The organism is Stenotrophomonas sp. P5_A9 (genome assembly GCF_056400525.1).
In genome coordinates this window covers 15,870-28,516 of record NZ_JBFULC010000015.1, presented here as the reverse complement: position 1 = coordinate 28,516, position 12,647 = coordinate 15,870, and the positions used below count along the sequence as shown (strand labels likewise).

Sequence of the window (12,647 nt, the reverse complement as noted above, 5' to 3'; positions counted from 1 at the left end):
AAGGCACTGTAGCTGCGCCGTGGCGACTGGGCGGTGATGGGGTGCAATCGGCCACATCCGGCACGGTCTGCGGTGCCCTATGCTTGCCGGCATGGAGACTGTTCGCCTGCTGGACCTGGATATCGATCGCACCCTGCAACAGGTGCGACGCGACGGCGTGGTCCTGCCGGTCACCGGGCTCAGCTGGCGCCTGCTGGACTGCCTGCTCGCCCACGGCGATGCGGTGGTGGACTTCGACACGCTGGCCGCGCAGGTGTGGGCACCGGCGGTGGTTGGTGAGGATGCGATCAGTCAACGGGTGAAGCTGTTGCGACAGGCGCTGGGCGATGACGGCCGTCAGCCACGCTATGTGCGCTCGGTGCGCGGGCGGGGCTATCAGCTGTGCGCGCCGTTGCAGCCGATACGCCCCGAGGCCACCGCCATCGGACCCTCGCGGACACGTCGTTGGATATGGCCCACCGCAGCGATGGCCGCCCTCGTCGCGGCGGGCGTGGTCATCCTGGCATGGCCCACGCGCGCGCCGACCTCGCCGGCCGACCCGGTGCTGGAGCGCGCCACCTATTACGCCGGTATCGGACAGGCCAGCAACAACACGCGCGCCATTGCGCTGTATCGGCAGGCGTTGCAGATCGACCCGGATTCGCGGGTCGCCCGTCGCGGCCTGGCCCGTGCGCTTGCCGCCGATGCCTGCCTGTTCAATGGCAGCCGCGAGCGTGCGGAAGAAGCGCTGGTGCTGGCCGGGCAGGCGCTTCAGGCAGCACCGGACGATGCCGCCGCGTACGCCGCGCGCGGATATGCGCATGACTGCCTCGGGGCAATGCCGCAGGCGATCGCCGATTACCAGCAGGCGCTGCAGCGCGACCCGGACGACGAGCGCACCCGCGCCTCGCTGGCCTATCTGCACCAGGAGCAGGGCCACCTCGCGCTGGCGCTGCAGAACAACCTCGCCTTGCGTGCGCCCGAACGGATCCGCTTCCTGGATGTGCAGGTGGCGCGCGAACTGGAACTGCTCGGCTTCAAGGAGGCCGCCGCACGCCGCCACGAGCGCAATTTCCAGCTGTATCCGGATAACGTGTTCGCCAACATCGCCTGGCCCCGCACGCTGCTGGCCATGGGTGAGCCGGGCAGGGCGGGCGCGGTCCTGGAGCAGGCCCTGGCGCGCGGCACCCCGCATCCTGAACTGCTGCGGCTGCAGGGCGAAATGCGGTTGCTGGAAGATGACCGCGCGGGTGCCGCGCAGGCCTTCGAGCGCAGCCGCCAACTGCGTCCACAGCAGTCGATGGGGCAGACGCTGGCCGGGCTGCACGGCGTCGAAGCGGCCACGCCCGACTGGATCGCCGCGCGCCTGCGTGCACTGCACGGGCAGGCTGACGATGGCTGGTCGGACACCGCGCTGGAACGTGCGCTGCTGCACCAGGCCCAGGGCGACGCCGTCGCCGCCCTGGCCGACCTGCATCGCGCCGTGGATGCAGGCTTCCGTGATGCCGCCTGGCTGCGTGCCACGCCGCTGTTCGCGCCCCTGCACGATGCGGCAGGATGGCCGCAGCTATTGGCCAGAATCGATGCCGACGTGGCCGCACAGCGTGCGCAGGTGCTGGCGGCCCCGTGGCGTCCCGACGACCTGGGCGGTTTCAGCGCAGCGCGGGCAGCAGGAACTCGGTGAGGATGCGCCGCGATTGCGGATGGGCGTAGCTGCGGTTGTAGGCGCGGCTGGTGATGACCGCCACCAGCTTCTTTTCCGGCATCACGAACACATAGTTGCCGCCATTGCCGGACATCGTCCAGACGGTCTGTTCGCCACCGTCGACCGGCAGTTTGAGGCCCCACCACTGGTAACCGTAATCGCTGCCATCGTCGGTGCGCGCCTGCGCGCTGACCATCGCCTGCACGTAGTTGGCCGGGACCAGCTGCCGGCCCTGCCAGCGGCCACCGTCGCGCACCAGTTCGCCCAGCCGCGCCAGATCGCGGCTGCGGTAACGGGTGCCGCCGCCGCCCATGCCGATGCCCTCCGGGGAACGGTTCCACTGGCTGGCTGAAATGCCGAGCGGACGTTCCAGCACCTTGGCCGCGTAGTCGGCCAGCGGCATCTTCGTGGCACGCTCAAGCACCGCACCGAGCACGAACGAGTTGGCTGTGCAGTAGGCATGCGCGCGGCCGTGCGGGCTGTCCTCAGGCCGGGTCATCCACGGCGCGAAGCCCTTGACCGGCAGCGACAGGGCGAAGTCCAGCCACTTCTCGGTGACATACATGCGCTCCTCGTTGCCGGCAGAAAACGCGTTCTGGTCGTCACACTCCCACAGGCTGCTCATGGTCAGCAGGTCTTCCACGGTGGTGGCGCGCAGGCGCGGATCGACCGGATGCCGCGCGGTGAACTCGGGGAAGTAGTCATAGACCTTGGCCTGGACGCCGGGCAGGCTGCCGTCGCCAATCGCCGCGCCGACCATCAGGGCGGTGACGCTCTTGCTGGCCGAGCGCACGTCATTGAGCATCTCGACGCTGCCGCCATTGAAATAGCCTTCGTAGGCGATCTTGCCGTCCACCGTCAGCAGCACGCTGGTGACCTGCTTGATGTCGTCACTGGCGATGGCCGCTTCGAGGGCGGCGATCCGGGATGCGTCCAACGCTGGCGACGCCGCGAGGGCCGCGACGGGCAGGGCGGTGGCCAGCGACAGGATCAGGGGGACCAAACGGGGTAGGGTGCGGTGCATGGGTGAGGTTCCTCGGGATGAGGAACCGACTAGGCCCGAGCAGCGTCTGAAGTGCTGGAAACGCGGCTGAAGAATTCTGAAAGCGTGATACGCCGGGGCTTTCCGATGCGCGCGGCTGCCCGCGCGCACTGGATCAGCGCGCCGCCTGCTCCGTCGGGCGCGACCACACGCTGTTCGGTTCGCCGTGGATCGCCCGGCGGCTGCTCGCCCGGGCCATGGCCGCGAACCCGATCGCCATCGCCAGCGCCACCCCGTCCACCCAGAACAGCGGCCCGTAGCCGTGCTGCGCGCTGGTCCACAGCCACAGCCCACTCATCGCGCCGTGGACAAGCGGAATCAACGCGGTGGTGATCGCCGCTGCCCACAGCAGTTCGCGTACGGCCTGCCACGGCGCACGCAGGGCCGCCCACAAGGCGCAGCCGCCCCAGACCAGGAAGCAGGTCCAGCGCATGCCGGCGTCGGCGTGGGCCGGGGCCAGATACTCCAGCGCCTGCACACTGACGAACGCGGCCGAGACCGCCACGCACAGGCCGATGCACACCCCGACGGTGGCCCGCGCCATGTTGATCTGCGCACGTCCCTGCACCTGCTGGCGACGCTTGCGGCGCGACTCGATCCACAGCAGGTTGCCCGAATAGAACAGAAATGCACCGCCCAGTCCCAGCGCGAAGTACAGCCACGGCACCAGCGCGTTGCCGTACTCGCCGAAATGCAGCGCATAGGCAGCGGCCAGGGTGGCGTGGTTGGCATCGCGCCTGCCCGGTAACTGGGTGTGCAGCACCTCGCCGGTGTTGGCATCCAGTGCCACCGCACCCAGCGGACCCAGCGAGACCCCGCCATCGCCGGTGATCTCGATCACCGCGTTGGCATCGCCGGCATTGGCCAGCTTCAGGTACGCCGGCTCGAAGCGCTTCTGACCCTGGTCACGGGCCACCGCGATCGCGCGCGCGTACAGCATGCCCAGGCTGCCGGAGCGCACCGTCTCGCCAGCCGGGGCGCGGATTGGCGCGGTATCCATCGCCGCCGGCAGGGCCGCCATCAGCTTGCCGTCGTAGATCAGGGGATTGAGCGCGGCCATCTGCAGGAACACCAGGCACAGCAGCGCACCGGTGACCGCGAACAGCAGGTGGAAGGGCAGGCTCAGCACCCCGATCACGTTGTGCGCGTCCTGCCACATCTGCTTGAGGTTGCGGCCCGGCCGCAGCGCGAACAGGTCGCCCACCAGCTTGGGCAGGTGAATCACCAGCCCGGAGAGCAATGCCAGCCCGTAGAGCAGGCTGACCACCCCCATCAGGTAAATGCCGGCCACCGGCAGTCCCAGCGTGTAGTGCAGTTCGTTGACCAGCTCGGCCAACCCCGCCTGCGGTGGGGTCGGGCTGCCGTCGTACTGGTCGGCCCAGGCGAACAGCCAAGTGCCCTTGGCATCCTGCCAGTAGGCCACCGCCTGCGGCGTCTCGGCACCGGGGAAGGTCATGCCGATGTGCTTGCGCGCCTCCGGGTGCCGGGCCAGCACGCCGTCCAGCAGACGCTGGGCATCATCCAGCGTCTGCGCCGGCTGCTCCATGGCATGCGGCGATTGCCACAACGGCAGGTCGTGGTGGAACACGGTAATCGCACCGGCATAGAACGCCACGAACAGCGCGAAGCCGGCGACCAGGCCGACCCAGGTGTGCACCGTGGTGAACGTGCGCAGGGTGAGCGAGCTGAATTTCATCGGGACACCCTCATACCACCCAGTGATTGACGCGCAGCAACCACAGCAGCGCCAAGCCGGCCAGCGCGGTGCCCCCCAGCCAGATCCAGGCGCGCAGGCCGGTGCGGAACGCAAACGCCCACAACGCCGCCAGCATCCAGAACGGAATGAAGGCGATCAGGCTGGGCACGATGGCTGCCTGCCACGGGCCCGACGGCAGCCACACCACCAGCCCGGCCGCGGCGGCAGCGACGAAGAAACCGGCCACCAGCCCGGCCAGCGCACGTGCCCACATCAGCGCCGCGCCTCACGTTCCGGACCTGTCCACGCGGCCAGGTAGGGCAGCACCAGCGCGGTGAGCATCCAGCCGGCCAGCGTCACGCACAGCCCGGTCGCCAGGCCCAACTGGCCCATCCACAACCACAGCGAGGTGGCTGACGCGATCAGCCCGATCTGCCGGCCCAGGCGCCCGGCACGACGCAGTCGCGGCCAGCGGCAGTGCGGCGAAGCCGCGTAGAAGGCCAGTGCCGAGAAGGCCGATGCGGCGGTGGCCACGGCGCAGTAAAGCAGGGCCAGGGCGTTGCCGCTCAACACGGAGAGCCCATCGAACGGACGGCGGAACACATGGCAGATCCTTGGGGGAGGAAGCATTGCCGGGTCAGAGCGGCAATCCGCAGATGGTAATCATTGCGGTTTTCGTCCGCCACAGGCTGGCGTTCAGGCGCGCTGGATCCAGTGCGTGGAGCAAAAACCCGATGTTTGGTTTAAGATCATGGGCATCCACATCAAGGCAACAAGGTGGCCCGCGCCCAGCGCCGGTCCAGCGTGCGACATGAGCACTACCATCGCCCACCGCTGAATGCTCCCGACGGCCCCTTGCAGGCGCCTTCGTGGCGCTTTTTTTATGGCCGACCGGCCACGCCTCGTTGCCCACCTTCCCGAATTCGTCTCCCCGGCCTGCGTTGCAGGCCCACCAGAAAAAGTCCAGTCATGATCGCGATCACGCTCCCCGACGGCAGCCGCCGTGAGTTCGAAAACCCCGTCAGTGTCATGGACGTCGCCCAGTCGATCGGCGCCGGCCTGGCCAAGGCCACCATCGCCGGTTCGGTCGATGGCGTGCTGGTCGATGCCAGCGACATGATCGATCGCGATGCGACCCTGCGCATCATCACCGCCAAGGACGAGGAGGGCGTGGAGATCATCCGTCACTCCGCCGCCCACCTGGTCGGCCACGCGGTCAAGCAGCTGTACCCGGACGTCAAGATGGTGATTGGCCCGGTCATCGCCGAAGGCTTCTACTACGACATCTACTCCGAGCGCCCGTTCACGCCGGAGGACATGGCCGCCGTCGAAAAGCGCATGGGCGAGCTGATCGCGCAGGACTACGACGTCATCAAGAAGGTCACCCCGCGCGCGGAGGTCATCGAGATCTTCAAGGCGCGTGGCGAGGACTACAAGCTGCGCCTGATCGACGACATGTCGCCGGACATCCAGGCCATGGGCATGTACTACCACCAGGAATACGTGGACATGTGCCGCGGCCCGCACGTGCCCAACACGCGCTTCCTGAAGGCTTTCAAGCTGACCCGCATTTCCGGTGCCTACTGGCGCGGTGATGCCAAGAACGAGCAGCTGCAGCGCATCTACGGCACCGCGTGGGCCGACAAGAAGCAGCTGGAGTCCTACATCAAGCGCATCGAAGAAGCCGAAATGCGCGACCACCGCCGCATTGGCAAGCAGCAGGAACTGTTCCACCTGCAGGAAGAGGCGCCGGGCATGGTGTTCTGGCACCCCAAGGGCTGGGCGCTATGGCAGGTGGTGGAGCAGTACATGCGGGGCGTGTACCGCAAGACCGGCTACGGCGAAGTGCGCTGCCCGCAGGTGCTGGACGTGGCGCTGTGGAAGCAGTCCGGGCACTGGGACAACTTCAAGGACAACATGTTCTTCACCGAATCGGAGAAGGGCACCTACGCGCTGAAGCCGATGAACTGCCCGGGCCACATCCAGGTGTTCAACCAGGGCCTGCACAGCTACCGCGACCTGCCGATCCGCTATGGCGAGTTCGGTTCGTGCCACCGCAACGAGCCGTCCGGCGCGCTGCACGGCATCCTGCGTGTGCGCGGCTTCACCCAGGACGATGGCCACGTGTTCTGCACCGAGTCGCAGATCGAGGCGGAAGTGACGGCGTTCCACCAGCAGGCGCTGGCGGTCTACACGACCTTCGGCTTCGAGGACATCCAGATCAAGATCGCGCTGCGCCCGGAACAGCGCCTGGGCGATGACGCCACCTGGGACAAGGCCGAGGGCGCGCTGCGCGCGGCGCTGGGCAGCTGCGGCGTGGAATGGCAGGAGCTGCCGGGCGAGGGCGCCTTCTACGGCCCGAAGATCGAGTACCACCTCAAGGACGCCATCGGCCGTACCTGGCAGCTGGGCACCATGCAGGTCGATTTCATGATGCCCGGCCGCCTCGGCGCCGAGTACGTGGACGAAAACAGCCAGAAGAAGCACCCGGTCATGCTGCACCGGGCCATCGTGGGCTCGATGGAGCGTTTCATCGGCATCCTGATCGAGCACCATGCCGGGGCGTTCCCCTCCTGGCTGGCCCCGACCCAGGTGGTGGTGGCCAATATCACCGACGCCCAGGCTGAATACGTAAGCCAGGTGAGGAAAACCCTTGCAGATCAAGGCTTCCGGGCAAACGCCGATTTGCGCAACGAGAAGATCGGATATAAGATTCGCGAGCATACGCTGCAGCGGGTCCCGTACCTGCTGGTGGTCGGCGACCGTGAGAAGGAAAATGGCGCCGTGGCCGTGCGTACGCGCTCTGGCGAAGATCTGGGCAGCATGTCCGTCCAGGCCTTCATCGAGCGGTTGCAGGCAGAACAGTCCGTGTAAGAAAGTCCCGGCCCTGCGGATCCTCCGCTGAGGGCCGGTTTGATTCCTCTGGGAGATTGCAATATCAGTACCCCTGACAACAAACAGAACCGCAAGAATCAGGAAATCCGGGTGCCGCGCGTCCGCGTGATCGGCAGCGACGGAGAAATGATTGGTGTGTTGACGCGCGACGAAGCGCTGTCGAAGGCCGAAGACGAAGGTCTGGACCTGGTCGAGATCCAGCCGCAGGCGGATCCGCCGGTCTGCAAGATCATGGACTTCGGCAAGTTCAAGTTCGAAGCGCAGAAGAAGGCCAACGAGGCCAAGAAGAAGACCAAGCAGGTCGAGATCAAGGAAGTGAAGTTCCGTCCGGTCACCGATGAAGGCGACTACCAGATCAAGCTGCGCAAAATGCGCGGTTTCCTGGAAGAGGGCGACAAGATCAAGGTCAACATCCGCTTCCGTGGTCGCGAAATGAGCCATCAGGAACTGGGTCGCGAAATGGCCAACCGGATCGAAGGCGATCTGGGTGAGGACATCGTGATCGAGTCCCGTCCGCGCCTTGAAGGCCGGCAGATGGTGATGATGATCGCGCCGAAGAAGAAGTAACCGGCCATCGGGCGTAGAGCCGAGCGTTGCTCGGCTGCACACCCAAGGGGCAAGGTAGAGCCGAGCGTTGCTCGGCTGCACACCCGAGGGGCAAGGTAGAGCCGAGCGTTGCTCGGCTGCACACCCAAGGGGCGAGGTAGAGCCGAGCGTTGCTCGGCGTCCCGCTTCCCGCTTCGCGCACCCCACAGCAGGCGTCCACCGGCGCCGTCTGCGGTTTCCCGCGTGCGCGGCCCGGCATGACGCCGGCCCTTGCGACCGCTCCGTTCAGGTTCGGCCGCCCGCGGCAAACACATGCCCGATCAAAGGTTTGCAACCTCCCGTTTAGACGGGCATAATGGGCGGCCCCGTTTTTCGGGGCGCTGTTTTGAACGGTTACACGCTGTTTCAACGGCAACAGGACCGGCCTGGTTCCCATTGGGGATCCCGGGCTTACAAGCAGGCAAGGGCATGGACGGAAAGCGTGGTGAAAGCCACCGCCCTGGTCAGTGACAAAACATCATCAAGGACATTGCAATGCCCAAGATCAAAACCAACCGGGCGGCGGCCAAGCGTTTCCGCAAGACCGCCTCCGGCAAGTTCAAGGCTGGCCATGCCAACCGTAGCCACATCCTCACGAAGAAGTCGACCAAGCGGAAGCGCAATCTGCGTCAGACGAACCATGTTCGTGCAGAAGACGCAGGCCGTTTGAACCGTATGCTTCCCTACCTCTGAGGACTGACCCATGGCACGAGTAAAGCGTGGCGTACAGGCGCGTCGCCGCCACAAGAAAATTCTGACCCTGGCGAAGGGTTACTACAACGCTCGCCGCAAGGTCTTCCGCGTTGCCAAGCAGGCCGTGATCAAGGCACAGCAGTACGCCTACATCGGTCGTAAGCAGAAGAAGCGCAATTTCCGTTCGCTGTGGATCACCCGCATCAACGCGGCTGCCCGCATCAACGGCCTGAGCTACAGCCGTTTCATGAATGGCCTGCTCAAGTCCGGCATCACCCTGGACCGCAAGGTTCTGGCTGACATCGCCGTGCACGACGCAGCCGGTTTTGCTGCGCTGGCCGAAAAGGCCAAGGGCGCGCTGGCGGCATAAGTCCATTCCCCTGCCGTTGCCGTTTTCGCGCAGCGGTGGTGGGTAAGGCAAATGCATGGGGAAGGGCGCAAGTCCTTCCCCATTCTTTTTTGTGGTGGCGGTGGCCGGCAGCGTGCCATCGACCCGACAGCGGTGGCGACGGGTGTCGGCCCGGCGTGTATCGCGAAGGCATACCGACGCGAGGTCCCGGCTATCCATGAGTGACATCCAATCCCTGACCACCCAAGCGCTGGCCGACGTGGCCGCCGCCAGCAGCCCCGATGCGCTGGAAGCCCTGCGCGTTGCACTGCTTGGCAAGAACGGCAGCATCACCGCCCAGCTCAAGCAGCTTGGCGCGTTGCCGGCCGATGAGCGCAAGGCCGCCGGCGAAGCCATCAACCGTTCCCGCGATGCGCTGACCACCGCGCTGGGCGAACGCAAGGCCGTGCTGGAAGACGCCGCGCTGGACGTGCGCCTGGCCGCCGAAGCCATCGACATCACCCTGCCGGGACGCCGCGCCGATCGCGCTGGCCTGCATCCGGTCACCCGTACCCTGGAGCGCATCACCGAGATCTTCGGCCGGCTCGGGTACGAGTTGTCCGAAGGCCCGGAGATCGAAGACGACTGGCACAACTTCGAAGCCCTGAACTTCCCGCCGCACCATCCGGCGCGTGCGATGCACGACACCTTCTATTTCGGCGATGGCCGCCTGCTGCGCACGCACACCTCCGGGGTGCAGGTGCGCTACATGGGCGAGCACGCCCCGCCGCTGCGCATGATCGCCGCCGGCAAGGTCTACCGCAGCGACAGCGACCAGACCCACTCGCCGATGTTCCATCAGGTCGAAGGCCTGCTGGTGGACGAGCACTCGACCTTCGCCGACCTCAAGGGCACGCTGTCCGAGTTCGTGCGTGCGTTCTTCGAGCGCGATTTCGAGATGCGTTTCCGCCCCAGCTACTTCCCCTTCGTCGAACCCGGCGCGGAAGTGGACATCGCCTGGCAGCAGCCCGACGGCAGCACCCGCTGGCTGGAAGTGCTCGGCTGCGGCATGGTCCACCCCAACGTGCTGCGCAACGTCGGCATCGATCCGGAGCGCTACACCGGCTTTGCCTTCGGCCTGGGCGTGGAGCGCTTTGCGATGCTGCGGTATGGCGTCAACGACCTGCGCGCGTTCTTCGAGAACGACGTGCGGTTCCTGAAGCAGTTCGCGTAAGCGCGTCAGCGTAACGCCGGGCCATGCCCGGCGGGATTGGATCCAAGACCATTACGGCCCAGGCGCATGCGCCGGGCCCACCAGGGTGACACCATGAAATTCTCTGAAAACTGGCTGCGCAGCCACGTTCCCACCGCCGTCTCGCGCGATGAACTCGGCGCGGTGCTGACCGCCATCGGCCTGGAAGTGGAAGCGGTCGACGCGCTCGGCGTGGGCCTGGACCACGTGGTGGTGGCGCGGATCGTCTCGGCCGAACGCCATCCCGAAGCCGATCGCCTGCAGATCTGCCAGGTCGACGCGGGGCAGGGCGAACACCTGCAGATCGTCTGCGGCGCACCGAACGCGCGCCCGGGCCTGGTCGCGCCGCTGGCGATGGTGGGCGCGCAGATCGGTATGCTGGCGATCAAGCCGGCCAAGCTGCGTGGCGTGGACTCCAACGGCATGCTGTGCTCGGCCAAGGAACTGGGCCTGGACAGCGATGCCTCGGGTCTGTTCGAACTGCCCGCCGATGCGCCGGTCGGCCAGTCGCTGGTGGAGTACCTGGGCCTGCCCGATGCCAGCATCGAGATCAAGCTGACCCCCAACCGCGCCGACTGCTTCAGCATTCGCGGCATCGCCTTCGACGTGGCCGCCGCGTGCGCCAGTGAAGTGGTGCCGTTCGAGGCCGCGCCAGTGGCGCCGGTGGGCACGCGCGAACTGACCGTCGCACTGGACGCCGGCGCCGAAGCGCCGCGCTATGTCGGCCGCGTCATCGAGGGCATCAATGCGCGTGCCGCGACCCCGTTGTGGATGGCCGAACGCCTGCGCCGCAGTGGCGTGCGCCCGGTGTCGCTGCTGGTGGRCATCACCCAGTACGTGATGCTGGAACTGGGCCAGCCGATGCACGCCTTCGACCTGGGCGCCCTGCAGGGCAGCATCGGCGTGCGTCGCTCGCGCGCCGGTGAATCCCTGAAGCTGCTCGATGGTCGCGACGCGACGCTGGACGACAGCTTCCTGCTCATCACCGACGCCGACCGCCCGATCGCGCTGGCCGGCCTGATGGGCGGCTTCGACACCCGCGTCACCGACGACACCACCGCCGTGTTCCTGGAGGCCGCGCACTTCGCGCCCGCCGCGATCATGGGCCGTGGCCGCAAGCTGGGCCTGCATACCGATGCCGGGCACCGCTTCGAGCGTGGCGTTGACCCGGCGCTGCCGCGGACCGCGATCGAGTACGCCACCCGCCTGGTCCTGGACCTGGCCGGCGGCACCCCGTCGCCGGTCACCGAGGCCGTGCGCGAGGCCGACCTGCCGGCGATCGCCCCGATCGTCCTGCGCCGCGCGCGTATCGCCCGCGTGCTCGGCATCCAGATCGCCGATGCCGACGTCGAGCGCATCCTGCGCGCGCTGGGCATGGACGTGGCCGCCGTCGCCGAGGGCTGGCAGGTGACCGCGCCGAGCCGCCGTTTCGACATTGCCATCGAAGAAGACCTGATCGAGGAACTGGCCCGCATCCACGGTTACGAGCAGATCCCGACCACGCTGCCGGGCGGTGCCTCGCGCATCGCCATGCCCAGCGAAACGCGCCTGGACGATCTCACCGTGCGCCGCCAGCTGGTCGCCCGCGACCTGCAGGAAACCCTCAACTACGCCTTCGTCGACGCGGGTCTGTTGAGCGATTGGCACCTGCACCAGGACGTGGTGGCGCTGGCCAATCCGCTGTCGGCCGAACTGGCGGTGATGCGCCCGTCGCTGCTGCCGGGGCTGGTCGCCACGCTGGGCCGCAATGCCGCGCGCCAGTTGGGTCGCGTGCGCCTGTTTGAACTGGGACGCAGCTTCCACCCGCAGGCGGGCGAGGGCACGCCGGCACCGCTGGAAACCCAGCGCGTGGCCGCTGCCGTGTGTGGCGATGCCGACCCGCAGCAATGGGGCATGGCCACCCGCAAGGTCGATTTCCACGACCTCAAGGGCGACCTGGATTCGCTGGCGGCCGCCTCCGGCGCGGTGCTGGCGTTCCAGCCTTCGCAGCGTCCGTACGGGCACCCGGCGCGTTCGGCCGAGGTCCTGCGCGACGGCGTCAGCCTGGGCTGGATCGGCCAGATCCACCCGCGCCTGGCCAAGGCCATGGACATCGACGTGGACGTATTCGCCTTCGAGCTGGACCTGGCCCTGCTGGCCGCCCGCCAGCTGCCGCGTGCCGCCGAGTTGTCACGGTTCCCGTCGGTACGCCGCGACCTGGCTTTCCTGGTCCCCGAAGCCGCCGCCTGGGCCGACCTGGAAGCTACCCTGCGCCGCGCCGTGGGTCCGCTGCTGCGCCAGGTCACCCTGTTCGACCGCTATGTCGGCCAGGGGGTCGAGCCGGGCTTCAAGAGTCTCGCTATGGGCTTGATTTTGCAGGACAAGTCGCGCACTCTGACGGACCGCGACGTGGAGTCCGTGGTGGCCGAGGCAGTCTCTGCCATGGAGCGTGAACACCACGCCCGGATCCGCGGTTGAGCGGGCAGCATGGGG

11 protein-coding genes are annotated in these 12,647 nt (G+C 67.2%); 7 read left to right on the top strand and 4 right to left on the bottom strand.

The window, feature by feature from the left end; all coding sequences use genetic code 11:
• The first annotated feature begins 91 nt into the window (after nt 1–91).
• Nucleotides 92–1,663, top strand: a complete 1,572-nt coding sequence (locus AC1DR7_RS06700) for a winged helix-turn-helix domain-containing protein (protein ID WP_478051686.1) — start codon at nt 92–94, stop codon at nt 1,661–1,663.
• Here AC1DR7_RS06700 and AC1DR7_RS06695 read toward each other — a convergent pair.
• From AC1DR7_RS06695 to AC1DR7_RS06680, 4 genes are all read right to left on the bottom strand, one after another.
• A complete protein-coding gene (locus AC1DR7_RS06695) occupies nt 1,632–2,708 on the bottom strand; it encodes a serine hydrolase domain-containing protein (RefSeq protein ID WP_256774652.1) in 1,077 nt (358 codons plus the stop codon). The genes AC1DR7_RS06700 and AC1DR7_RS06695 overlap by 32 nt on opposite strands.
• 133 nt (nt 2,709–2,841) lie before the next feature.
• Nucleotides 2,842–4,422: a PepSY-associated TM helix domain-containing protein gene (locus tag AC1DR7_RS06690; RefSeq protein WP_478051688.1), complete on the bottom strand. Its 1,581-nt coding sequence runs from the start codon at nt 4,420–4,422 to the stop codon at nt 2,842–2,844.
• A 10-nt stretch (nt 4,423–4,432) separates the two neighbouring features.
• Nucleotides 4,433–4,696: a hypothetical protein gene (locus AC1DR7_RS06685; RefSeq protein ID WP_256774654.1), complete on the bottom strand. Its 264-nt coding sequence runs from the start codon at nt 4,694–4,696 to the stop codon at nt 4,433–4,435.
• Complete coding sequence (locus tag AC1DR7_RS06680; RefSeq protein ID WP_256774655.1) at nt 4,696–5,025, bottom strand: hypothetical protein; 330 nt, start codon at nt 5,023–5,025, stop codon at nt 4,696–4,698. Before AC1DR7_RS06680 ends, AC1DR7_RS06685 begins: the two co-directional genes overlap by 1 nt.
• A gap of 366 nt (nt 5,026–5,391) precedes the next feature.
• On the opposite strand from AC1DR7_RS06680, the gene thrS reads away from it, so the two are divergent.
• From thrS to pheT, 6 genes are all read left to right on the top strand, one after another.
• Nucleotides 5,392–7,296 carry a threonine--tRNA ligase gene (gene thrS / locus AC1DR7_RS06675; RefSeq protein WP_478051689.1) on the top strand — a complete coding sequence of 635 codons (1,905 nt, stop codon included), beginning with the start codon at nt 5,392–5,394 and terminating at the stop codon, nt 7,294–7,296.
• A gap of 48 nt (nt 7,297–7,344) precedes the next feature.
• Nucleotides 7,345–7,884, top strand: a complete 540-nt coding sequence (gene infC / locus AC1DR7_RS06670; RefSeq protein ID WP_256774732.1) for a translation initiation factor IF-3 — start codon at nt 7,345–7,347, stop codon at nt 7,882–7,884.
• A 513-nt stretch (nt 7,885–8,397) separates the two neighbouring features.
• On the top strand, nt 8,398–8,595 hold the full coding sequence (gene rpmI / locus AC1DR7_RS06665) for a 50S ribosomal protein L35 (RefSeq protein ID WP_017355265.1): 198 nt from the start codon (nt 8,398–8,400) through the stop codon (nt 8,593–8,595).
• Between the two features lie 10 nt (nt 8,596–8,605).
• Complete coding sequence (rplT, locus tag AC1DR7_RS06660; protein WP_017355264.1) at nt 8,606–8,965, top strand: 50S ribosomal protein L20; 360 nt, start codon at nt 8,606–8,608, stop codon at nt 8,963–8,965.
• Between the two features lie 196 nt (nt 8,966–9,161).
• Nucleotides 9,162–10,157 carry a phenylalanine--tRNA ligase subunit alpha gene (gene pheS / locus AC1DR7_RS06655; protein ID WP_256774657.1) on the top strand — a complete coding sequence of 332 codons (996 nt, stop codon included), beginning with the start codon at nt 9,162–9,164 and terminating at the stop codon, nt 10,155–10,157.
• A gap of 93 nt (nt 10,158–10,250) precedes the next feature.
• Nucleotides 10,251–12,632 carry a phenylalanine--tRNA ligase subunit beta gene (gene pheT / locus AC1DR7_RS06650; RefSeq protein WP_478076423.1) on the top strand — a complete coding sequence of 794 codons (2,382 nt, stop codon included), beginning with the start codon at nt 10,251–10,253 and terminating at the stop codon, nt 12,630–12,632.
• Nucleotides 12,633–12,647: the final 15 nt, after the last annotated feature.